Consider the following 24,390-nt stretch of genomic DNA (forward strand, 5'->3'; position numbering starts at 1 on the left):
CGTGTTCGAAACAAACAAATTATTTAATTTTAGCATAAAACGTGATATAATATTACCGCAACCGTGTTACGGGTGGTTATCGCCGAGGTTCTTAAAGAACGGAGGTGATGTCTGTGGAGATTTTTACCTTTCAGGACATGATGTCCTTTGGTCTTTTTCTCATAGCGTTACTCACATTCATCACTGTGAAAAAGTAGTACCGCACATAGAAAAACTACCCTCAACTTTGGCACAGAAACAGGGTAGTTAATCTACAATCTTTCCGGCTAAACCACCTAGTGGACGGTTGCCTTTGTATTTATATTATATCATTTCTCCACAATTTTGCAATAAAGATTTTTACGCTCCGATTGCTTTGCGATGGGAGCTTTTCTTTTCTCTAATCGCAGATTTCACAAATAATTCACAAACCAATGGTTTAAAAAACAAGCAAAAAAAGCAATTGTATATATAGAACTTCTTCTTTGCCTTTCTCTTTTACTTGGTTTTCTCTTTCCGGTTTCTTCTTGCAGTATCATCAAGGCTATGCGTTAGCATAGCTTCCTTGTTCTACCTAAAAGTTACAGTAAAGCTAAAGGTAGAAGTAGTTAGTACAGCACCACCCCTCAGCTATAACGCTCCCTCAGTCAAGCGCACCGCTACACCACCCCTCAGCCTTCGCTACGCTTCGGCAGCTCCCCTAGTAGGGGAGCCAAGGCACTTTTGGCTTGCTTCCCAATGGTTACTAGAATCTCTACGTACACTAGCGGAAAAACTCTATAGTGCCTCGTTCCCCCTGTTAGGTGGATGTCGCGTAGCGACAGGGGGTTAACACAGCTCCCCTCTAAACGCCCTTGCCAGCACCGCCTTTTTCATAACCTCCACCTGCTCCAGCACCGCCTCCGCAGCCTCCTTCGCACGCGCCTCCTTCGCCAACAAACTGCCCAAAATCCTTACGATTTCCTTTTGCTCATCATTAATCGTAACTACAATCTCAAATTTTCTCAAATAACCCAAGGGAACAAAACGTTGCGTAGAACCTTTTGCCTCCTTCTTCATCTTGTCCTTAACATACTGTGATTCCAAATAATACTTAACGTAATACGGATTTACTTTTCCAACATTTTTTAACAACGCAACATTTTTTATTGCATAATTAGGTTCATTTTCAACAACTACTGGATTACCAATAGTTCCAATCATGGCAAATAGGATGTCTCCTATATCAACTTTACTTCTCTCATTGATTTTTATAAAATCTTCTCTAGAAATATACTTTATTCCATCATCTGTAATTGTACCGTTCTTCAAATTTTTAGAAGTAACCAAAGCATACCCTTCATCATAGTACAATGGAGAATCATGCGTGCCATCTCTTACATCTAGTATATCTTTCAGAGCTTTCTTCTCCCAGCTCTCCAAGCCAACGCCGTGTTCTTCCCTCCACTTAGCGGTCAGCTCCCCACTAAACGCCTTGTGCAGAATTGCAGACTTGCGTAACTCGAAACCATCAACCACTGCCTGTGTCTTTTCCTTCGCCTCGTCCAACTTAGAGAAAAGACTTTCAATACGCTCCACAATACGTTGTTGGTCTGCGAGAGGAGGAAGAGGAACAGGATAGTTTTTCACAAAATCCATGCTTATTCTTTGCTGACCAACAGTTCCACTATATGTTTGTTTTCCACCTCTAATAAAATTTTCATCACTAACAAGCCAGAATGTAAATTTAGGTATTACAAACTCAGAGCGCAATATAATTAACTCAGTAGTGCCACCACCAATTCCATTTGGTAATCCCTGTAGTATCATAGATTTTCTGTTTTCAAAGCACGGAGAAATTTTAGCAAAAGCAACATCATTATCAGCAAACTGAGTATGACCTTTTTTAGCCTTCTCCCATGTTTGAACATCAAAAGAAAATTCACTAACCATACCTGCAGAAATCTTTTCCATAGGGATAAACGCAGCATCAATCTCTTTAGGAGCATCTATTTTAGGATTAATTTGATAAACTCCACTTAGCCTTACCCACTTCCACCCTTCGGGAATCTCATAAGGCTGTTCCTCTTTAGGCACCAAAGCCTGTGCCAGCTTCTCCTCCGGCGTAAGCTCCACTTTTTTCTTCGCCATGATCCTTACGCCTCCGCTGTCCGCAATGCTTTAAGCTCATTGACCACGCTCTGCAGCAAATCCACCGCTTCTTCCAGTTGGGCAATAGCCTCCTCCCCGCTCTCCACCGGGTCGGGCAAGTCCTCGTAATCCACAATGGAATCATCACGAATCAACCCAATATCAAGACTATTCCCCTTTTCCGCAATCTGCTCACGAGTAAAGCAATGCCAACGCTCATCCTCCACCTTGCTGCGGTCCTCCGCCTCATAAGCAGCCTCAAAAGCAGCAAAATGTTTCTCATTCAATTGGTTGGTCTTGCCAAAGGAAGGCATATTGGTGCGCATATCATACACCCATACCTCCTTAGTATTGCCCTTGTCCTCCACACCGCGGGTAAAGAAGAGCACATTGGTCTTAACACCCTGGGCGTAGAAAATACCCGTAGGCAAACGCAGAATAGTGTGCAGATTACATTTATCCATCAAGTCCACACGAATCTTTTCACCATCGCCATCCGCAAAAAGCACATTGTCAGGCAGCACCACTGCCGCACGCGCCTTGCCATCCGCCTTCAAGCTGCGGTAAATATGCTGCAAAAAATTCAGCTGCTTATTGCTGGTAGGATAAGTAAAGTCGTCACGGGTAGCACGCTCACCGCCTTTTTTCGTGCCAAAGGGCGGATTGGTCAACACCACGTCATAACCTTTCATACTCGCTCCATCCGGGGACAAAGTATCACCCAGCTTTATCTCGCCCTCAATATCATGGAGCATAGCATTCATCAAGGCCAAACGATGGGTATCGTGTACCAGCTCGCACCCGGTAAAAGCCTGCTTCGCCTCAAACTCCTGCTCCTCATCAGTCAAGGCAAAAAAGTCATCAGTCTGCTTCTTTACATACTCATGGGCAGCAATCATAAAGCCAAAAGTACCGCAGGCAGGATCGTTGCAGCGTTCCCCCACCGCAGGCTTCACCAAGCGTGTCATCACATTAATCAAGCATCTGGGAGTAAAATATTGCCCTGCACCGCTCTTTTTCTCGTTAGCGTTCTTCTCTAACAAGCCCTCGTACAATTTACCCAGATTTTCTCCCTTTTCGTCTTCCCTCGCCTCATACCAGTCAAGAGCATCAATAGAAGTAATAATCTTCTTCAAATTCTTAGGCTCTTCAATATTACTGCTTGCACCTTGGTAAATCTCGCGAATACGGCCGCTGCTTTCCCCCAATTGTTCCAAAAGCTTCTTGTAGAACTTCTTCAGCTCCAAACCATCCAGTGCCACCAATTTATCCCAGCGATACTCCTCAGGAATATTCTTTTCCGCACCGGTTTCCTTCGCCATCTTCAAAAATAAAATATAAGTCAGCTCCGTAACATATTGGTGATAGGTAATACCATCATCACGCAGCACATTACACAAATTCCACAGCTTACTAACAATCTCTTGGGTATTCAAGCAACTCGTCCTCCATCATCATATAAATACGTATTCAATTCCGTTACCACATCCTGCAGCTTGCCATCAAACTGCAGATTGAGCCTTTTGCTGCCACCTTTGGATTTAAAGGCCATCGCTTCATCAAAAGTCTGCATATTCAGCACGGACTCCTTGAGCATGTACTGCTCTATCCTTGCAATCCAATTCTTTTGAATCTGGTTAAAGTCATGGGCTTTCAACAAACGCTTCACTGCCTTCTTCACCTTGTCCTCATGACTCAGTAAGGTGGAGCCAATGGCAAACCTGCGGATAAGGGAAATAATATCCGCCGTCATGTCCTCGTTAGTCACATGCTGCAAAGCATTGTTCAACTTCAACTCCGTATAGCCTTCGTCATCCAACGCCAAGCACAGCTCTTGCAGCTGATTCCGCGTTAAATCCTTGGGACGGGTGCAGACAATGTTCAAAGCATCTATCTTGTTCACATTGTTCTTGACGAAATGGGCAAACTCGTCCAAATAATCCTCCGGGCGCTGCATATTGTTATCTATGCCATAACCATAACCTTTGTTCAAAACCACATCGCTCTGGTTATCAATGAGGATGGGCGCTTTGCCCTTACCATACTTGCCTTCATCCAGCATTTTGAACAACTCACCGCACAGCAGCAGCTTCGCCTTATTCTTAGGAGCATCGTCCTGCAGCAGTTGGCGGATAAATTCATCAATAGTCAAACCATCTGTCAGCACCTTGAAACGCTCTTCCTTGGCAGGAGTAAGATTGCGTTTCTTGCGCTGCAGCTTGGCAACAATGGCATCCACAATGCCGCGAATCCCTGCATCATCGTCAATATGCTCCAAATCCTGAATGTACTTCGTAAGGGACACATTAGCATCCGTCACCGTAGGCTTCATTTCGCTTACAGGCTCCAAATCCTCGTATACGCCTACGGGGTCGAAAATCTCAAAATGGGTTTTATGAATCGCAGGACACAGTCGGGTAGCACGCCCCAACATCTGCTCGAAAAGAATACGGCTCTTAATCCTGCGCATGAAGACCAACTTCGTAATTTCCGGCACATCAATACCTGTAGTCAGCAAATCCACCGTTACCACAATGCTGGGATAGCGCTCGTTCTTAAAACGCTTGATGGCTTCTTCGATCTTCTTTTGGTTGCCACCGCCCACGCTGCCGGTAATCTTCATAATGGCATCCGTATCCATGCCCTTAGCGCTGTAGATTTCCTTCAAAATCTTTACAATCAAATCTGCATGTTGGTCATTAACCGCATAAATCAAAGTTTTGCCGTTTTCTTTGGACTCAGGGTCGATATGCGCGGAGATTTCCTCCAACACCGCCCTATTAAAACCTTCTACAATAACACGCTTGTTGAAGTTTTCCACATCAATATGCAGTTCGTCATCCATCAGCTCGTAAGGAACCACTGCCCCTGTAGCAGGGTCGTACACATTGACCTTATCGCCTTTCTTATAGGTGATTCCCTCTTGGCTCAACTTGGTCTGCAGCATGAAAGGTGCATCATGGTCCACCAAATAACCTTCAATAACTGCCTCGCGATAAGTGTATTTAAACACAGGCATACCAAAGATTTGGGTGGTGTGCAGAGCAGGGGTAGCCGTCAAAGCAATCTTCACCCCATTAAAATAGTCAATAACGGAGCGATACTTGCTTTGAAAATCGCTTTGGTCGCGGAAAAGGCTTTCGCTATCCGTCATTTCCTTATCCAGAATATAACCACGATGGGCTTCGTCGATAATAATCAAATCGTAGTCGGAAACTGCAGGCTTGCTTTCCCCAGCGTTATAGAGCAAACGCTTCACCATGCCCTGTACCGTAGCCACATGGACACGGGTTTCCGCATTGATAGTTTTATCTTCTAATTCCTTTACTTCGTAAATATTGGTCAAAGGCTGCAAATCTTCCAGTTTTACATCTTTAAAAACATCCTGCGCCTGTTTGCCCAAAGAGTTTCTATCTACTAAAAAGAGAATACGTTTAAAGCGATTTGTCTTTAGAAAACGGTAAATCATGCCCAACACAGTACGTGTTTTGCCCGTACCTGTAGCCATTGCCAAAAGCACACTCTGCTGACCATTGATAATTGCCTGCTCCGCTGCCTTAATCGCCCTAATCTGGTAATCACGCAGATGCAGTCCGTCCTCATCCTGCAGCAAATCGTAATCCGTAGCCAAAAGGCGTGCATTAGCTCCCTGCACATCCCTTGCCAACATTTCCTGCATACCCATGGGACTGATCCAACCACTCAAAGCCTTGGGAGTATTGGCAGCTTGGCGCAAATCACGGAACCAGATTCCGGACTTAGTATCCAATTGTTTTACGTAGGGTCTGCCATTGGTAGCAAAAGTAAAAGGCACCTTATACTCGCCATAAACCTGCGGTACATACTTCATGTCGCAAGCACGGATATTCTTAGAATAATCCCTGCATTGGTAGTCAATAACGGAGGAAATATCCTTATGAATCGCTTTGGCTTCCACCGTCGCCACCATCTGCTCCCCGCAGAACAATACGTAGTCAGCAAAACCCTGCTTGCCCACAGTGGAATCCGTAGGCCATTCGGCAATGGCAAGATTACGTCCCTTTTGCGGACGTGTACCCTTGCTGTAGCGCAAATTTTCCGTATCCGCTTCCCAACCAACCTGCTCTAGTTGCTCATCAATCAGCATCCTGGTTTCTGCTTCGCTCAGAACGCGCTGGTTGGCAAATTGCTTAGCACGGTTTCTACGCTCCGCTTTGGAAACTGCAGGAACAGCAGCAGCTTGCGCCATAGTAGCTGCTACCAATTTTTCTTCTTCCGCTGCCTCCCGCTCTTTAGCGACCACGGAAACTGCCGTAACGGCAGGAGCAGCAGCTGGCTGCGGTAGCACGAAATCATGATGCTCATAGTGGTAGTCACCATATACCTGCATAAACCATTCGCACAAACCATAAGCAGTCTGTAAAAGATTCTTGGCTTCTTCTTCCGAAGCATAGTTTTCATGGGCCGCCTTATTCCGTGCCTTGCGTAACCCATGCAGAATATCTGCCAAATCCGCAGGCAGTAAATCCTCGTACACCAAAGCCTTGATTTTATCCACGGCGGTAGCACCGTCAGCAACGGCAACGCCGTCCATTTGAATAATTAAATTGACGATGGTTTCCCCCATCATTCCCAACTTCATCAAGCAGGAGTTGGCATCCCTATAGCAATATTCTTCCGCCCATTGGCCCAACTTTGCCAACGCAGGAAAATGTTCTTGTAAAAATGCGAAATTACTACTCATAACATCCACGCCCTTACAATATATTCAGTAAAGCTAACTGCATAGTATATAACCTTTTTATTTCTCTAAAAAGCGCTAAAAATCCTCTTTTCCTGAGCACTTTTATGTATGCACCACCCCTCAGTCTGCACTCGGCACCACCCCTCAATAGGGGAGCCAAGGCACTTTGAGATTACTTCCCAATGGTTACTAAAAGCTCTACGTACACTAGCAGAAGCACTCTACAGCGCCTCGTTCCCCCTGTTAGGGGGATGTCGCGTAGCGACAGGGGGTTTTGAACGTTGCTAGCACACGCCGCGCAGACAGGAACGGATTACGGCTACGGAAGCAGACGATGTTTGCACGCATTCCGCTCGCAACGGACACATCCCTTCGCACGCGCAAGAGCGTACAGACCTCTAACGCAAGAACGTCTCCCGTAAATATAGCTCTCCATGCGTGCGTTACTTCTAGTAACCGGAATCCTGCAAGCGGCTTAGGGTTCTTTTTGGTTACTTTTTCTCACCCACGAGAAAAAGTGACAGTACGCGGAACTGCAGGGAGCACTGCTACCATTTTCTCACCCTCGAGAAAAAATGACACAACACTTATTTCACCATCTCTGCAAACTCGATCAGCTTGATATCTTGTCTTTCTGCTGCGAAGGCTTTGGCTCCCTCAGTAAATCCTACTTTAGAGAACACGTAGTAATAGCAACGTTTATAATGCAAAAGCTTCGCTCTTTCCAACAAAGTATGAATTATGTCCACATCAGTCAATTCATTACGCCATTTACATTCACACACAATGGCCTCTTCATCATTCGCCGCAACAATATCTATTTCTTCTTCCCGCTTCAGTTTAGGATTTGCACCCCACCAACGCCCTATTTCGTTATAAAAAACAGGTAGTGTATCATAAACTTCCCATAAATAATCCATACAGATATCTTCAAAAACACTACCCATATAATTGGGAATCAGTTTTTCAATATTGTTCCATGCTGCCTCCGACCTATTACGCTGTATCAACATATTATTATCCGGAATAAATTTATACCAGAACCTGAACATGCCATCCTTGACTTTGTATATTGCTTTACGGGCAGACTGGTTTCCTATAGGTTTTTCCTTAGCAATAATTCCCAATTCTATAAGCTTATCCATATAATTTGCAAGTGCGGAACTTTCGAGCCCTACCTTGGAAACTATCTCCGAATTTTTAGAACTGCCTGTAGCAACAGCCTTGATTATAGCGTTATAAATCGCAGGCTCGCGCAGTTCCTGCTTCATAAAGTTATTGGCTTCCTCATACATATAGCCATTTTGTCTCAAGAAATTATTAATGATATTGTCTTTTAAACTTAAATGATCATCGAAAAAAGCCAAATACTGAGGAATGCCACCGGTAATGCCGTATACTGTGGCCAAATCATATCTATTAAAATTTTGAAAGTATTCCTGTACTTCAAAAAAGTTAAAAGGCTTAATATGGAATTGTGCAGTACGTCTACCATATAAAGGACTTTGGTAGCCAAGTACCTGGTTCTCCATAAAAGACATGGAAGAGCCGCACAGGATTATAAAAAGCTTACTATCGTTCTTAAATTTCAAATCAATATATTTTTGTAATACAGACGAAATCGGACTATAAGACTTTGCCAAATATGGATATTCATCCATGACCAACACTATTCTTTGCTTTTGTGCAAGCTGACAGATTTTCTCTAACGCCATCTCATAAGTAGGATATATGGGTGCAACAAAATCATCATCCTGCAAGGCAGCAATGCTTCTACTTAGATTTTCTAAATTTTCTTTGGCAGTACTTTCCGTACCTGTAAAATATATAACCGGTTTTTCCTCAACAAAATGGTTTATCAATGTCGTTTTACCAACACGTCTACGTCCCCAAATTACTACGCATTGAAAACGTTCAGTCTTATACAACGCTTCTAACTGCTCTAACTCATAACTTCTACCTACAAACATCTTCGCACCTCCAATTAGATATATCCAAATTATGTAAATCATGATTATGTTAATCGTAATCATGTTAATCACGATATATTTAATTGTATCACAAATTTTCCCCCACAACAAGAACACCCTGCGCCAACATTACAGTCAACGCAGGGTGTAAGTTTTTATTCAGTTAGCAGGAAAAATGCTTATTGCATTTTCTCCTTCAGCATCTTGGTAACCATGCCCGGGTTTGCTTTACCACGGGATTTTTTCATGATTTGACCAACCAAGAAGCCAATAGCTTTATCCTTGCCAGCCTTGTAGTCAGCAACGGATTGGGGATTTTCTGCCAAGGTTTCTTCAACCAGCTTCAAGATAGCGCCTTCGTCGCTTACTTGCTCCAGCCCCAGCTTCTTAACCAAAGCTTTAGGAGCTTCGTCAGTCTTGATCATTTCAGCGAATACTTTCTTAGCCAGCTTGCTGGACAGTACGCCGTCTTTGATCAAGTTAACCAGTTCTGCCAAGTGCTCAGGAGCAACCTTGAACTCGCTGATGGTAATGCCTTCGTTATTCATATAAGCGGAAACATCACCCAAGAGCCAGTTGGAAACGCCCTTGCTGTCTTTAGCAGTTTTAACTGCTGCATCAAAGTATTCAGCCATAGCTTTGCTGGAAACGATTTGGGAAGCATCATATTCCGGCAGACCATGTTCCTTCATCAAGCGTTCTTGACGTTGAGCAGGCAGTTCCGGCAGAGTTTCGCGGATGCGCTCAATCCAAGCATCGTCCAATTCCACAGGAACCAGGTCAGGTTCAGGGAAGTAACGATAGTCATGAGCTTCTTCCTTGGAACGCATGGACAGGGTTACGCCGTTTGCTTCGTCCCAAGTACGGGTTTCTTGTACAACGTGACCGCCATCTTCCAAAATCTCTTTTTGGCGTTCAACTTCGTAGTTGATGGCACGTTCCAAAGCACGGAAGGAGTTCAGGTTTTTGATTTCGGCACGGGTACCGAACTCTTTAGCGCCTTCAGGCATAATGGAAATGTTAGCATCGCAACGCAGGCTGCCTTCTTGCATCTTGCAGTCACAAACATCGGTGTATTCCAAAATTGCCTTCAAGTTTTCCATATAAGCGCGTGCTTCTTCTGCACTACGCATATCGGGTTCGGATACGATTTCTATCAGAGGTACGCCGGCACGGTTGTAGTCAACTGCGGAGGAGTCGGAGGTGGAGATGGTTGCACCACTGTGGTTCAGCTTGCCTGCATCCTCTTCCATGTGGATACGGGTAATGCCGATGCGTTTGCCTTCGCCGTTGGAAAGCTTAATATCAATATGACCGCCCAAGCAGATGGGTTTATCAAATTGGGAAATCTGGTAGTTCTTGCTCAGGTCAGGATAGAAATAGTTTTTACGGTCGAATTTGTTGAACTTTTGAATATCGCAGTTCAAAGCCAAGCCTGCTTTAATAGCAAAGTCTACAACTTGCTTGTTCAGTACGGGCAGAGCACCGGGCATACCCAGGCATACGGGGCATACATGGGTGTTGGGGGTGCTGCCGAAAGCAGTGGAGCAGCCGCAGAAAGCTTTAGTTTTAGTTTTCAGTTCGGCATGGACTTCCAAGCCGATAACGGTAATATATCTAGTCATTATTTCTTACCTCCCAGCGGTGCGAATACTTTATGATATTCGGTTGCTTGTTCAAAGGTATAAGCTGCACGGAGAATGGTTTCTTCATCCAGAACCTTACCAATCAGCTGCATACCGATGGGCATACCATCTGCTGCAAAACCGCAGGGGATGGAAATACCGGGCAGGCCGGCCATGTTTACAGGGATGGTGGTTACGTCCAGCATGTAGATGGTCAGCGGATCCATTTTACCATCAATGTTGTAAGCAGGAACAGGAGAGGTGGGGGTCAGCAATACGTCGCATTTTTCGAAAGCAGCTTCAAAGTCGCGGCGGATCAAAGTACGAACCTGCATTGCCTTGTTGTAGTAAGCATCATAGTAACCACTGCTCAGTACGTAGGTGCCCAGCATAATGCGGCGGCGAACTTCCAGACCAAAGCCTTCAGTACGGCTCATGGTGGTCATTTCCGGTGCGGAGGTTGCATTCATGTTACGGTAGCCATAACGAACACCGTCAAAACGTGCCAAGTTAGCACTTGCTTCCGCAGGAGCAATGATGTAGTAGGTGATTACTGCATATTCAGTATGGGGCAGGGAAACCTCAACGATTTCAGCACCCAGCTCTTCGTATTTTTTAACTGCTTCTTGGATTTTTGCTTTAACTTCCGGGTTGATGCCTTCGCCAAAGTATTCTTTGGGCAGACCAATGCGCAAGCCCTTTACGTCAGCAACCAATGCTTTAGTAAAGTCAGGAACTTCTACGTTCAAAGAGGTGGAGTCCATTTCGTCCTTACCGCAAATGGTGTTCAGCACGATAGCAGCGTCGGTTACGTCTTTGGTGATAGGTCCGATTTGGTCCAAAGAGGATGCGAATGCTACGCAGCCATAACGGGATACACGGCCATAGGTGGGTTTAATACCAACGCAGCCATTGAAGGAAGCAGGTTGACGGATGGAACCGCCGGTATCGGAGCCCAAAGTCCAGATTGCTTCGCCGGCTGCAATAGCAGCAGCGCTACCGCCGGAAGAACCACCGGGTACGCGGTCTAAGTTCCAAGGGTTGTGGGTAGGACCAAAGAAGGAAGATTCGGTGGTGGAGCCCATAGCGAATTCGTCCATGTTGGTTTTGCCCAAGAAAATGGTTTCATCAGCACGCAGATTTTTGATTACATGTGCATCATAAATGGGAATCAGGTTGCTCAACATTTTGGAAGAGCAAGTGGTGCGCAGGCCCTTAGTAGAGATATTATCTTTAATAGCGCCGGGCACGCCTGCCAAAGGAGCAATTGCTTCGCCGGCAGCGATTTTAGCGTCAACTTTAGCAGCTTGTGCCAAAGCATTTTCCTTGTCCAAAGTAACGTAGGCGTTAACTTGGCCTTCAACTTCGTCGATACGCTCATACAGGGCGTTGGTCAGTTCGACGGAGCTGACTTCTTTATTAACGAGCTTGTCGTGGAGCTCGTGTGCTGTCAATTTATACAGTTCCACAGTAGTGCCTCCTTCTTATTCGATTACGCGCGGTACTTTAAAGCCGTCTTCATGGACAGCAGGCGCGTTGCGCAAAGCATCCTCATGGGATACGCTGCCTTTAACCACGTCCTCACGCAATACGTTGCTAACGGGCAGCACGTAGGGAGTCGGCTCGATACCGGTAGTATCGATTTTTTCAAGAATATCGGCATAGTTAAGAATCTGGTTGAACTGTTCAGTGAACTTTTCCATTTCAGCCTCAGGAACAGTTAAACGGGAAAGCTGTGCGATGTGCTTAACGTCTTCAGCAGATACTTTCATTTTTTCACCATCCTAGTAATATATAAATTTATTTAAAGAAATACCTTGCTATATTATAGCACAACTTGCGCGCAAATGTGAACAGCAACCAAGGGAAATATTCTCGGCAAAAGAAAAACCGGCAGGATTGCTCCCACCGGTTAACAATATATTTTAGTGAGCAAACATAACGCTGTTATCTGCTCGCTGCAACTTTAGCGAAAGCCACGGCAGCAGCGTCAATAGTTTTTTGAATATCTTCCGGAGTATGTGCCAAAGACATAAAGTTCGTTTCAAACTGGGACGGAGGCAGATAGATGCCTTGCTCCAACATAGCATGGAAGTAAATCTTAAAGGCTTCCAAATCACTAGTAGCAGCACTATCATAATCAGTTACAGGTTTGTCATTGAAGAACACCGTAAACATGCTGCCTAAACGATGCACTTGTACAAGCACCCCTGCAGCTTGTGCGGCACGCTCCAAACCGTCTGTTAAAGTTGCAGTCATACCTTCCAGCTTAGCACAGACATCATGCTCTTCCATATAAGTCAATGCTGCAATCCCCGCTGCCATTGCCAAGGGATTACCGCTTAAAGTGCCTGCTTGATACATAGGGCCTGCAGGCGAAACCATTTCCATAATCTCCCGCTTGCCGCCATACGCCGCTACAGGCAGGCCCCCGCCAATAACCTTGCCCAAACAGGTAATGTCCGGGTCGATATTATAAAGTCTCTGGCTGCCGCCTTGGGCGCTGCGAAAACCGCTCATTACTTCATCACAAATCAAAAGGGCACCGTATTTTTTCGTCAGCGCCCGCACATCTTCTAAAAAGCCTTCCTTAGGCAGCACCAAACCCATATTACCAGGAGTAGGCTCCATAATTACAGCAGCAATTTCTTCGCCACGGGCAGCAAAAACTTCTTCCAAAGCTGCAATATCATTAAAAGGCACAGTAAGAGTAGTTGCTGCCACAGCTTTAGGAACACCGGGACTATCAGGCACGCCAAAGGTAGTAGCGCCACTGCCAGCCTTTACCAAAAGGCTATCGTGATGGCCATGGTAGCAACCAATAAATTTAACAATGCAGTCCCTGCCTGTATAAGCGCGGGCTAAACGCAATGCGCTCATAGTCGCTTCCGTACCACTATTAACCATGCGCACCATGTCCATGGACGGAACTAGACGGCACACCAGCTTCGCCAACTCAATCTCTGCTACCGTAGGTGCTCCGTAGGACGTGCCGCATTCCGCTGCAGCTTTGATTGCTTCCGTTACAGACTCCGGACAATGCCCCAGCAGCAAAGGCCCGTAGGAAAGTACGTAATCAATGTATTCATTGCCGTCCACATCATAAATTTTGCTGCCTTTGCCACCCACGATAAAAGGAGGTACCCCGCCTACACTACGGAAGGAACGCACAGGGCTATTCACACCGCCGGGGATATACTGGCGTGCTTCGGCAAAGGCCGCAGCAGATTTTTCATTCTTCATCTTCATTCTCCTTGAAGCCATTTCGCTACATCCAAAGCGTGATACGTAATAATCATCTTCGCACCTGCTCGTTTAAAGCCCAACATGGTTTCCATAACAATACGTTTTTCGTCAATCCAGCCTTTAGCAGCAGCAGCCTTGACCATAGCGTATTCCCCGCTGACATTATATACGCACAACGGACGATTAAAAGTTTCGTGGACACGCTGCACAACGTCTAAAAACGCCAAGGCGGGTTTGACCATAATAACATCTGCGCCTTCTTCAATGTCCAGCGCTACCTCGCGCAACGCTTCCTCGCTGTTGGCAGGGTCCATTTGATAGCCTTTGCGATCCCCGGCGGAAGGTGCAGAATCCGCAGCCGCACGGAAAGGACCATAGTACGCAGAAGCAAATTTAGCAGAATAAGCCATAATGGGAATATGATTAAAACCATTAGTATCCAATGCTTCACGAATAGAGCGCACATAGCCATCCATCATGTTGGAAGGGGCAATCATAGCCGCTCCTGCTTGACAGTGGGACAGGGCAACCTTCGCCAGCAAAGGCAGAGTTTCGTCATTATTAACAGTGCAGCCACGCTCCAAAACGCCGCAATGACCGTGGTCCGTATATTCACACATACACACGTCGGTGATAATTACAATGTCAGGATATTGGGCTTTGATTAATTTGCAGGCTTGCTGTACAGGCTCCTGCATATCCCAAGCACTGCTTCCTACAGCGTCTTTGTAGGAAGGAACGCCAAAAAGCAACACTGCAGGAATGCCTAAGGCAGCAACCTCATCCATACATTCAGACAAACGGTCGATGGACCAATGGTAATTTCCAGGCAGGGATTCTATTTCATGTTTAATATTATTACCTGGAACTACAAAAATCGGATAAATCAAATCTTTAACACTAATATTCGTCTCACGCACCATGGCACGCAGATTTTCCGTAGCACGGGTACGGCGGGGACGATAAATAGGAAAACCCGTCATCCTTATCACTCCTTAAATTTATAATATTCTTCAATTGCCTTGACCAGTCCGTCGATGGTGAATTCTGCAGCCTCAACACCCACATTCAATCCCTGCTTCTGCAGTGTCGCTGCTGTTACAGGGCCAATTGCCGCAAGAACTGCATTCTTTAGCATTTCTTTGTTTTCACCCAATACTTGGAGCAGATTGGTAACGGTGCTGGAACTGGTGAAAGTAACCACCGTACCTTTTTGAGCCAACGCTGCCAAAAGTTCCTCTTTGTTATCGCAATCGCTAACAGTTTCATAGGCAGTGCACACATCTACTTGGGCTCCCAATTGGCGTAAAGCAACAGGCAGCACCTCCCGCGCCACTTTAGCACGGGCAATAAGGATTTTATCTCCCGCTGCCACTTGGCCTGCCAACGCTTCCGCCAGTTCCTCTGCCTTATAGGCACTAGGCACCAAATCCGCAGTAACGCCGTAAGCTCTGAGTTCGTCAGCAGTGGCACTGCCAATGGCTGCCACCTTCACTGCAGCAAGTGCACGGGTATCCTTACCTTCTTTTGCCAAACGTTGGAAGAAGAATTCCACACCGTTAGCGCTAGTAAAGACAAGCCATCTATAGTCTGCAAGATGAGCGATAGCACTATCAAGAGGAGCGTAGTCTGCAGCAGGTACAATTTTAATAGCAGGTACTTCCACAACTTTAGCACCTAATGCTTCTAACTTTTGCGTCAGCACGCTGGCTTGGGCGCGGGCACGAGTAACTACGACAGTCTTGCCGAAAAGCGGTTTATTATCAAACCATTGTAACTGTTTCCGTAGCTTTACCACTTCGCCAACGATGAAGATAGCAGGGGGTTGCAAATTATTTGCCTTTACATCCGCCGCAGCCTGTCCCAAAGTTGTAACAAGAGTGCGTTGCTCAGGATGGGTCCCCCAACGGATGACCGCTGCAGGCGTAGACGCACTGCGTCCGTTAGCAACAAGCTGACTACTAATCTTATCAATATTTTCTACGCCCATCAGGAAAACTAAAGTATCCACCGCCTTAGCCAAGCCACGCCAATTAATAGTAGATGCACCCTTAGCAGGGTCCTCATGACCTGTAACCACAGCGAAAGAAGTTGCCACATGGCGATGGGTAACAGGAATCCCTGCGTACTCCGCCACAGCAATAGCGCTGGTTACACCGGGAACAAATTCAAAAGGCAGCCCTGCTTCCTGAAGTTCCAAGGCTTCCTCACCGCCACGTCCGAACACAAAAGGATCGCCCCCTTTAAGCCGCGCCACAGTCTTACCTTCCGCAGCCAGCTTTACCAGCAATTTATTAATATCCGGCTGACGCATAACATGGTTAGCACTGGCTTTGCCCACATAAATCATTTCTGCATCCTTGCGGGCGAACGCCAAAATCCGCGGGTCTGCCAACCGATCATAGACCACTGCATCCGCACTTTCCAAGCATTTTTTAGCTTTCAAACTTAATAGTCCTGGGTCTCCGGGCCCGGCGCCAAGCAAATATACTTTCCCCTGCTTTCTCATTATGTCACTCTCCTCAGTTAGTCTAAATATATCGATATCATTTATAAAATCGCATCAAGAATTTTCTGTCCGCCATTAGTAAGCAAGCGTCGTCCCAACTCCCGCCCCAAGGACACTGCCTCTTTCGCAGGCCCGTCAACAGAATCCCGCAATACGCTGGAACCATCAAGAGCGGCAATAACTGCTTCTATATGCACCTTGTCGTCAGCCACTGTAGCGTGTACGCCCAATGGTACTTGGCAACCACCTTCTACAAGCCCCAGCAATGCCCGCTCCGCATTGGTAGCTTGCACCGTAGGTAAATGGTTTAAAAAATCAAGCATGGCGCGTGTTTCCTGATCATCTGCGCGACATTCTATAGCCAAAGCACCCTGTCCCACTGCAGGCATAACTGCGCTAACAGGCAACAGTTCCGTAATACGGTCCCCATGCCCCAAGCGTTCCAATCCTGCTGCAGCTAGAATCACGGCGTCATACATACCTTCGTCAAGTTTGCGCAAACGGGTATCCACATTGCCCCGTAAATCTTGGCACACAAGATCTGGTCGCAGTGCTAAAAGCTGCGCCTTACGGCGCAGGCTGCTAGTACCTACTACTGCTCCTGCAGGCAAATCTTTGAGACTGGCATATTTATTGCTTACAAAAGCATCTCCTGCTGTAGCACGCTCCGTAATGGCGGTCAGGCATAATCCGTCCGGTAACACAGTGGGCATATCCTTCAAGCTGTGGACAGCAAAATCAATTTTGCCTGTAAGTAAAGCTTCCTCTATTTCTTTCGTAAAAAGCCCCTTGCCACCGATTTGTGCTAAAGGCGCATCCAAAATTTTATCGCCTTTGGTAACGATTTTTTCTAAAACCACTTCACACTCAGGATATTCCCTCCGCAAACTGTCAGCGATGTAATTGCTCTGCCACAGCGCCAAAAGACTTTTCCTAGTCCCAATCTTCAATATAGCTTTCATCACCGAACTCCTCTCCATCTTCGTTCAACAAGAAAATATCACGAATCGTTTCCTTATACTGCTCTTCCAGCGGTGTCCCCGCCATAGCGTTCATAACCTTCATGGGTTCGCGCAGGAATTTGTGTTCTAAACGCTGGGTCATTAAATTAATCAGACGACGTTGCGCATCTGTCAATTCAGGCATTTTTACAAAGGCTTTCTTCAAAACCTTCTGCCGCATAAAGTTCATCTTATCATGCAGCTGTACCATTACCGGGCGCATGGTATAATACCGCAAGCGTTCCTTCAAAGCGGCAATCTCTTCCTCAATAATCTGCTCAGCCAAGTAAGCTTCCTTAGCGCGCAGGCCTTTATTAATATCCACTACATTTTCTAAATCATCAATGTTGTAAACCGTAACGCCAGCCATATCCGCCAAATCAGGATCCACATCACGGGGCACGGCTATATCTATGACAAGCAAGGGCCGTCCTTGGCGCAAGGGAAGTAAAGGGCCTAAATTTTCTTTGGTCAAGATATAATGAGGCGCACCTGTGGAAGTAATGATAATATCCACCCGCACAGCTTGGTTAAACATATCATCAAAAGGAATCGCCCTACCATTAAACTTTTCTGCTAAAGTTTGTGCATGCCGGAAATTGCGATTGCTGACAATGATCGTTTTAGCACCTTTATCAAGCAGATGTTGCGCTGTCAATTCGCCCATGTGCCCTGCACCAACTACTAGAATCTGCGCGGAAGTAATATCCCCCAAAGCAGCTATAGCCATGTCGACAGCGGCACTGGAAACAGAAACGCTGCTATAGGCAATCCGCGTATCCGTTCTGACTTTTTTGCCCACAGCAATCGCCCTGTTAAGCAAAGTATTCAAGATTGTTCCCGTCATCCCTATATTACGGGAAAGTTGATAGGCATTTTTAATTTGGCTTAAAATCTGCCCTTCCCCGATAATCAAAGAATCAAGGCTGGAAGCCACATAAAAAAGGTGCTTAACACACAGTGTTCCCGACAAGTTATAGAAGTATTCTGATTCATAGTCGGCTCCTGCCCAATGCTGCACTAAACGTTTGATAAAAGGCACTGCTTCCGCCGCATTATCCAATACCATGTATAACTCCGTGCGATTACATGTGGAAAGCAGCATTGCTTCAGAAATATACTCGTAATTACGCAAACGTCGCAAAACAGCACAGGCACGTTCATTGGGAAAATTAAACTTCTCCCGTACTGCTACCGGTGCTGTTTTGTGATTGAGCCCTAAAACTGCTAATTGCATCTAAAACTTTCTCCTTTGCCATAGCAACCTCTCCCGTTGCTACCATTTCCATAATTTCCGTTGTAAGTACCTGCCGCCAAAAATTCGTCCGTGCTGCAGAAGTTGAAGGAATTGCTTTTACCTGTTCCCGCACAGACATTAGGAAACTGTTAAATCCCGCCACCTCTGGCGTAACCAGCACTTGCAAACGCTCTTTAAGCAGACGGGAAAAGGCAGGTACACCACCGGTGGCTACAGCCACCGTAATATCTCCCTTAGTAAATGCAGCGGGAATGATAAAATTACCAAGATGAGGTTCCATGATATTATTGCATAAGCACGGTGCATCAAGGCAAATCTGTCTGTTTACAGCCTTGTCATCCGTAGCAGCAATCACTAAGAAAGCCTTGGTAACATAGTCTTTTTTATATACATCTTGCACATATGTAAAAGCGTACTTCTGCACCAATTCTTCAACTTGTTTACTACACTCAGGAGCAATCAGTTTCACTTCCGCACCCGCAGCAATCAAGCCCTTTAGCTTACGCTCTGCCACCCTTCCCCCGCCTACAACGACACATTCTTTCTGTTGCAGATTAATAATCGCTGAATATACGAAACTGTTCTTATTAAGCATAATTTAACCCTTTTCTTAATCCACAATAATTAGTTCTATTAAGAATTATATATGCCTATATACTACCATAGTTTTGGAAATTAAGAAAGCTTTGCCAAGGAAATTTCACATTTTAAACAGCTGCAGATAATCACAACCCTAAAGAGTAAAAAATAATAGTCGCACCTTAAATCTCGGCAAAAGAAAAACCGGCAGGATTGCTCCCACCGGTTCTCTTAACCAACTTCTAGATTTTCTTCCAAATAACGAATCAACTGTAGCTTGCCTTCCCTGTCCATGTAAAAGCCAAGCTTTTGCTTTTCGCATTGCTTGATGCCAAAGCCTTCGTCCATGAGACAGTGAATGCTATCCGTTACGGATTTGCGTTCCGCCTTCAGTCCCGTTTCTTCCAAAAGCTTGCATAGCTGGGAAGAATTCACCGGATGATCCGCGTCTGTTTTTACCATAAATTTCAAGATTCGGAGTAGTGCGTGTTTAGTGCTTGCCATAATACCCTCCTGCAAAAATGCTTCTTCTTACGTATTTTTTCTTATTCATCATCTTCGCAGTCATTATAGCATTCACTATGTACTAATATTAGGCTGTTAAACCACGCCCACAAAATTCATAGAAATTTTTCCACGCTGTAAAAATTAGTCCTCCACTCTTACAGCAGTACCAATTACGTTAACCATAATCATACCATTTTTCTCGCCTAAGATTTGGTAGTCCAGTTCCACGCCGATAATAGCATTGGCACCCATTTTTTCTGCACGTTTAGCCATTTCCTTAACAGCATCGTCACGTGCATCCTGCGCCTCGGATTCGTAGGTGCTGCTGCGTCCGCCTAACGTATCGGTCCAACCGGCGAAGAAATCTTTAATAAAGTTGACGCCGGAAACAACCTCACCAAAAACAAGGCCCTTGTATTCTACAATACGCTTGCCTTCAATAGTGTTAGTAGTCGTAATAATCATGGTTCTTCCTCCTTAGAATATATTTTATCTTTTATTAATTATACCACAACACCCTCGTAACAAGCTACTTTTCCACATTCTCCACAAAAAGTTATCCACAATGTGTATAAGTGCGGTGGATAAGTGGATAAATTTACTACATTTCCGACATTAATCGTCTCCTAAAAAATTAAAAGCCCCCAAACTTGCGTCTGAGGGCAATGTTTACTGGAGCTACCGACGGGATTCGAACCTGCGACCTACTGATTACGAATAACATATTTTTAAAAATAAATATATTTACAACATAAGCCAAATTAAGAATGTTTACAACCTACTTAAAAAATGAAAAGCAATGAACCACTTGCGACACCTATTCCAAACAACAATAAGGACCAAATTCCTTCAAATTGTTCAGGAACACTAAATCGCTTTGGATTAGTCTTATTAACTTCACCCTTCATATTCATTTCCCTTCTTTCTTTAGAAACGTGTTTGGTAGTCTTAGTCTTATATACAATTGTGTTGGAATCTGAGAACTAGATATGATTCTTCTAATTGTTTCGCCTAAAATGTTCTGCATTCCTTCCTCTGCTAGGGTTATTTTCTTTTACAGCATCGTCACAGGAACACAATAGGATACATCGTTCAAGGGTCGGATTCTGTCCGTAGAATCAAGAACAATACCGGTTTTTATAGTCATATTGTATTTTTGCAGAACATTGAAATTTTTAGTTGGTTTTTTCGAAGCTATCCGCGTTTAATTTCAATCGGAAAAATCCCTTCCGTATCAACATATAGTACGTCTTTTTTTGACAACGACGTGAACCTATACTGTACATGTACAACCTTTTTGTTCTCAATCGTTTTTCACAAAATCTTTTTGGTCGCACTTGTACAGAATCCACTGCGAAGTGTCAAGTTCTTTTCCGCAAATCTGAACACTAATCCAACAACCGTTCAAACTCCACCGCCACAACGTGTTCGTCTTGAGCAGCAGCTAAAACATCATCGCTATAACCATTTTTAGAGAACAAATAGTAGTATGCTTCCGTTGTCCCTGCAAACTTCATCTTTCCTTGCAAATGCTCCAAATCAGCTTTGCGCATAGGAGTATTTTTATATTTACACTCCCCTAGCAACAACTTCTGCTTACGATTATCCATCGCCAAAATATCAATTTCATCCGTCTTATTCCACCAACGCCCTATTTTAGTAAAGTGAAACGGTAAAGCGTTTTTACGATTCTGTCTGCGCAGGTATTGGCGACAAATATCTTCAAAAATCCTACTGATAAATAAATCTAGCTTAGGCTGCACCACATAACGCCAGATGCCCAAAGCATCCCCAGTCTCCAATTCGGATAAATTAGGGAAAACAAAAGCGTACCAAAAACGGAAGTAGTTATCCGTAAGCTGGTACAACCCACGCTGCACATTAGCTTGCTCCTTCACCGAGCTTTCCACAGAAAACTCCCGATAAATAATTCCAAGCTCCCGCAAATTTTTCAGATAGGCACTCAACTTCGTTTTATCAATCTGCGTTTTTTGATAAATATCGTTTAAGCCCGTATTGCCAAGAGCAATGGCTTCGATAATCATATTATAGGTAGATGTTTCCCTCAGCTCCTGCCGCATAAGGAATTCCACTTCGCTATAAAGGATGCTGCCACGGGATAAAATGCTTTTACAAATGTTTTGTTCCAAGCTTAATCCATCGTCAAACTGTTTTAGGTAATGAGGTATACCGCCCAAAATAGCATAGGCAGCAATCTTATCCGCCATGGAATAACTGGGCAAAAACTTTGCCGAATCATAAAAATCTAATGGAAGTACCTTTAAAATACCTGTAGTACGTCCATAAAGAGGATTTTTTTCTGCTAAAATTTCTTTTTCGATAAAGGACATAGCACTACCGCAAAGTACAATCATCACATTGGCGTTCTTTAGCTGTGCATCCCAAAGATTTTGCAAAATAGAGGGAATGGAAGCATTTCCCTTTACCATATAGGGAAATTCATCTATAATGAGAAGCTTTTTCCCATTCCCCGGTAGTTCAAGAACACTGCCCAAGGCCTGCTCCCAATTAGCAAAACAGCTTATGTACTTAGCTGCAGGAATATTCTTTTGCAGCATACGCTCACTAAAGGTCGTCAATTGCTGAGCATCAAGACTTTCGGTGCAGGAATAAAACAAATGCTCCTTGCCCTCGCAAAACTTGCGCAACAGCTCCGTTTTGCCCACACGTCTACGACCATAGATAACGACTAATTGCCCGCCTGCTGATTGATATCTATCTTCCAAAAAGCCTAACTCCATCTCTCTGCCAATGAACATAAGCATTTCCTCCAATCTGTATAATCACGATTATTATAATCTAGATTATACAAAATTGCAAGATAAATAAAAAAGGACTCCTATCATAAAGCAAAATAGCCTAGGACACAAAACACATTAGACTCCCCACCCATACAAAAAGCCCCCAAACTTGCGTCTGGGGGCAATGTTTACTGGAGCTACCGACGGGATTCGAACCTGCGACCTACTGATTACGAATCAGTTGCTCTACCAGCTGAGCTACGGTAGCGATTAAGCATTATAAAATTTATACAGCGACTTCGTTATCTGCCTCCGCTGCCTTCGCAGCTGCAATCTCCGCTTTCGTGCGGCGCTTGCGCACCTTCTTCGCACTGTTGATGCCAGCCTTCTTTACAACCTTGGCCAGCTCGGAAATAATATGCAGTTCATCCACAGTGCAGTCCTGCAATAAGTCGGACAGCTCGTGGCTATACACTTGCTCGCTACGGTGAATACTGTCACACAGCAACTCATCCACGGATACATCCAACACATTAGCCAAATGGATAATGGTTGGCAAGCCCAACTTAGTGTTGCCTGTTTCAATATTGCTAATATGAGGAGTTGAAAGACCGGTTAACTGGGCTATATGTCCCTGGGTCAAACCCTTGCGCCCACGGGCAGCCTTAATTCTGAGGCCGATAGCCTTGTAATCGATGTCTAATGTCACTAATCTTCTCTCCTTATCTAGATACACCTTAATATAACATTATAATTATATCGAAAAAAACGCTAAAAGGCAAGCAAAGCCGAAGAAAATTTACCGCGCTTATTTTTTCAGCACCGGTACAGTCAAACTGCCTTGGGGCATCAGCAGGATTTTATAATCAGGACCTACGTACTGCTCCGCCAAGGCAATAGCTGCATCCACATCATCCACTGCCTCGAAGAGCAGATCCTTCGCCAGCTTTTTATCCAATGCGGAAACTAGGATAAATTTCGCCTTCTTCATCAGGCGGGTAATGGCAAAGGCTTTATGCGCGCCAATAACGAAGTTCTTCGCCAACTGCTCCTTGATAGCATCGGGAGAAGGGTGCTCCTGCAACGCCTTTTCCAGAGCAGCACTGCCGCTGCCTTCTTCACATTCACCCAAGATAATAACTACGCCGCCTTCTTTAACTGCGCACCACGCATTGTCCATAGTCTTCTGCAATTGGTAAATGTTGATATCTTTAGGATAACCGCCGCAGCTGGCAATAACAATATCAGCAGGCTCCGCAATAGGCGCACCATAAACCTGTTCTACAAATTTGCAGGCTGCCAAATGAGCAGTGTCCCAATGTCCTGCAAAAATCTTCAAAAAGTTCTTTTGTGCATCCAAAATAGGATTGAACAAGAACAGCTTATGCTCCTTAGCAAAAAGGCGCACACCTTCCATTTGGTCGTCGTAAACAGGGTTGCCGTGCAGCTTGCCCAGTTGGGAATGGGGACTCATCATCAGGCTGTGGTTCTTGCGTACAGTCTCCATCAACGCCACACCGGGCAGGATTGCCTTGCGCCCGCCGCCAAAGCCGCTGAAGAAATGGTACACCACCGTACCCGTCATAATAACAAGATCCACATCACAAATTAGCTTGTTCAGCCACACAGGGGTGCCAAAGGAAGTTTCGCCGAAATACTCAAAATCTTCATCCTTATGGCAATCACTGTTGTACATAGGCATACGTGCTGCCACTTCTTCCCCAACCTGCTCAACCATTTCTTCGTGGCTCATGTTGCGATGGGTGCCCAAAGCGAAAACAATGCGCATATCCTCGTCCTTCACGCCCAGCTTATTCAGTTCGTCCACCAAAATAGGCATAAAGCTATGGGTATTAGCTACGCGGGTAGAATCGTTGCAGATAAAGGCAACCTTCTTCCCCGGGCCCACCAGTTCGTTAATAGGCGCGCTATCAATAGGATGATAAAGTGCATCCAGCACTGCAGCCTTTAAATTTTCCAAAGGCGGAAATTGAGCAATTTTAATTTCGTCCAACACATGCTCTTTTTCCAAAGTAAAGCTTTTGTAGCCATGACCATATTTGTACTTATATGTTACTGCCGTCATTGTAACACCTCCGTT

20 protein-coding genes and 1 tRNA gene are annotated in these 24,390 nt (G+C 45.0%); 1 reads left to right on the plus strand and 20 read right to left on the minus strand.

What is annotated here, in order from left to right:
• Nucleotides 1–137: 137 nt before the first annotated feature.
• Nucleotides 138–197: a putative holin-like toxin gene (locus tag ACJMM4_RS04935; RefSeq protein WP_405383408.1), complete on the plus strand. Its 60-nt coding sequence runs from the start codon at nucleotides 138–140 to the stop codon at nucleotides 195–197.
• A gap of 610 nt (nucleotides 198–807) precedes the next feature.
• Here ACJMM4_RS04935 and ACJMM4_RS04940 read toward each other — a convergent pair.
• The 20 genes from ACJMM4_RS04940 to larA all read right to left on the minus strand — a co-directional run bounded on the left by ACJMM4_RS04940 (nucleotide 808) and on the right by larA (nucleotide 24,375).
• A complete protein-coding gene (locus tag ACJMM4_RS04940) occupies nucleotides 808–2,109 on the minus strand; it encodes a restriction endonuclease subunit S (protein WP_405383354.1) in 1,302 nt (433 codons plus the stop codon).
• Between the two features lie 5 nt (nucleotides 2,110–2,114).
• Nucleotides 2,115–3,545, minus strand: a complete 1,431-nt coding sequence (locus ACJMM4_RS04945) for an N-6 DNA methylase (protein ID WP_405383356.1) — start codon at nucleotides 3,543–3,545, stop codon at nucleotides 2,115–2,117.
• The gene (gene hsdR, locus ACJMM4_RS04950) at nucleotides 3,542–6,832 is read right to left on the minus strand and encodes a type I restriction-modification system endonuclease (RefSeq protein WP_405383358.1); all 3,291 of its coding nucleotides are present in this window, start codon (nucleotides 6,830–6,832) and stop codon (nucleotides 3,542–3,544) included. The genes ACJMM4_RS04945 and hsdR overlap by 4 nt, the downstream gene beginning before the upstream one ends.
• A gap of 587 nt (nucleotides 6,833–7,419) precedes the next feature.
• On the minus strand, nucleotides 7,420–8,802 hold the full coding sequence (locus tag ACJMM4_RS04955; RefSeq protein WP_405381235.1) for an ATP-binding protein: 1,383 nt from the start codon (nucleotides 8,800–8,802) through the stop codon (nucleotides 7,420–7,422).
• 179 nt (nucleotides 8,803–8,981) lie between these two features.
• Entirely contained in the window at nucleotides 8,982–10,427 is a 1,446-nt protein-coding gene (gatB, locus tag ACJMM4_RS04960) for an Asp-tRNA(Asn)/Glu-tRNA(Gln) amidotransferase subunit GatB (RefSeq protein WP_405383360.1), read from the minus strand.
• Nucleotides 10,427–11,896, minus strand: coding sequence for an Asp-tRNA(Asn)/Glu-tRNA(Gln) amidotransferase subunit GatA (gene gatA, locus ACJMM4_RS04965; RefSeq protein ID WP_405383362.1), 1,470 nt, complete (start codon nucleotides 11,894–11,896; stop codon nucleotides 10,427–10,429). Before gatA ends, gatB begins: the two co-directional genes overlap by 1 nt.
• A 15-nt stretch (nucleotides 11,897–11,911) precedes the next feature.
• Nucleotides 11,912–12,199 carry an Asp-tRNA(Asn)/Glu-tRNA(Gln) amidotransferase subunit GatC gene (gatC, locus tag ACJMM4_RS04970; RefSeq protein ID WP_405381241.1) on the minus strand — a complete coding sequence of 96 codons (288 nt, stop codon included), beginning with the start codon at nucleotides 12,197–12,199 and terminating at the stop codon, nucleotides 11,912–11,914.
• Between the two features lie 175 nt (nucleotides 12,200–12,374).
• Nucleotides 12,375–13,676, minus strand: coding sequence for a glutamate-1-semialdehyde 2,1-aminomutase (gene hemL / locus ACJMM4_RS04975; protein WP_405383364.1), 1,302 nt, complete (start codon nucleotides 13,674–13,676; stop codon nucleotides 12,375–12,377).
• Complete coding sequence (gene hemB / locus ACJMM4_RS04980; protein WP_405383366.1) at nucleotides 13,673–14,656, minus strand: porphobilinogen synthase; 984 nt, start codon at nucleotides 14,654–14,656, stop codon at nucleotides 13,673–13,675. The genes hemL and hemB overlap by 4 nt, the downstream gene beginning before the upstream one ends.
• A 5-nt stretch (nucleotides 14,657–14,661) precedes the next feature.
• Nucleotides 14,662–16,182 (minus strand): uroporphyrinogen-III C-methyltransferase, encoded by a 1,521-nt coding sequence (gene cobA / locus ACJMM4_RS04985; RefSeq protein WP_405383368.1) that lies wholly within the window; start codon nucleotides 16,180–16,182, stop codon nucleotides 14,662–14,664.
• Nucleotides 16,183–16,223: 41 nt separating this feature from the next.
• On the minus strand, nucleotides 16,224–17,144 hold the full coding sequence (gene hemC / locus ACJMM4_RS04990; RefSeq protein WP_405381249.1) for a hydroxymethylbilane synthase: 921 nt from the start codon (nucleotides 17,142–17,144) through the stop codon (nucleotides 16,224–16,226).
• Complete coding sequence (gene hemA / locus ACJMM4_RS04995; RefSeq protein ID WP_405383370.1) at nucleotides 17,116–18,420, minus strand: glutamyl-tRNA reductase; 1,305 nt, start codon at nucleotides 18,418–18,420, stop codon at nucleotides 17,116–17,118. The genes hemC and hemA overlap by 29 nt, the downstream gene beginning before the upstream one ends.
• The gene (locus tag ACJMM4_RS05000) at nucleotides 18,356–19,036 is read right to left on the minus strand and encodes a bifunctional precorrin-2 dehydrogenase/sirohydrochlorin ferrochelatase (protein WP_405381253.1); all 681 of its coding nucleotides are present in this window, start codon (nucleotides 19,034–19,036) and stop codon (nucleotides 18,356–18,358) included. Before ACJMM4_RS05000 ends, hemA begins: the two co-directional genes overlap by 65 nt.
• Before the next feature lie 215 nt (nucleotides 19,037–19,251).
• Nucleotides 19,252–19,524 carry a hypothetical protein gene (locus ACJMM4_RS05005; RefSeq protein ID WP_405381255.1) on the minus strand — a complete coding sequence of 91 codons (273 nt, stop codon included), beginning with the start codon at nucleotides 19,522–19,524 and terminating at the stop codon, nucleotides 19,252–19,254.
• A gap of 144 nt (nucleotides 19,525–19,668) precedes the next feature.
• The gene (locus tag ACJMM4_RS05010; protein ID WP_405381257.1) at nucleotides 19,669–19,992 is read right to left on the minus strand and encodes a heavy metal-binding domain-containing protein; all 324 of its coding nucleotides are present in this window, start codon (nucleotides 19,990–19,992) and stop codon (nucleotides 19,669–19,671) included.
• A gap of 317 nt (nucleotides 19,993–20,309) precedes the next feature.
• The gene (locus tag ACJMM4_RS05015) at nucleotides 20,310–20,435 is read right to left on the minus strand and encodes a hypothetical protein (RefSeq protein ID WP_405381259.1); all 126 of its coding nucleotides are present in this window, start codon (nucleotides 20,433–20,435) and stop codon (nucleotides 20,310–20,312) included.
• A gap of 480 nt (nucleotides 20,436–20,915) precedes the next feature.
• Complete coding sequence (locus tag ACJMM4_RS05020; protein WP_405381262.1) at nucleotides 20,916–22,307, minus strand: ATP-binding protein; 1,392 nt, start codon at nucleotides 22,305–22,307, stop codon at nucleotides 20,916–20,918.
• Nucleotides 22,308–22,481: 174 nt separating this feature from the next.
• Nucleotides 22,482–22,557: transfer RNA gene (locus ACJMM4_RS05025), tRNA-Thr, on the minus strand.
• Nucleotides 22,558–22,575: 18 nt separating this feature from the next.
• On the minus strand, nucleotides 22,576–22,998 hold the full coding sequence (locus ACJMM4_RS05030) for a helix-turn-helix domain-containing protein (protein WP_405381264.1): 423 nt from the start codon (nucleotides 22,996–22,998) through the stop codon (nucleotides 22,576–22,578).
• A gap of 99 nt (nucleotides 22,999–23,097) precedes the next feature.
• On the minus strand, nucleotides 23,098–24,375 hold the full coding sequence (larA, locus tag ACJMM4_RS05035) for a nickel-dependent lactate racemase (protein ID WP_405381266.1): 1,278 nt from the start codon (nucleotides 24,373–24,375) through the stop codon (nucleotides 23,098–23,100).
• Nucleotides 24,376–24,390 lie beyond the last annotated feature (15 nt).

The organism is Phascolarctobacterium sp. (assembly GCF_045124115.1).
Taxonomy (GTDB): domain Bacteria; phylum Bacillota; class Negativicutes; order Acidaminococcales; family Acidaminococcaceae; genus Phascolarctobacterium_A.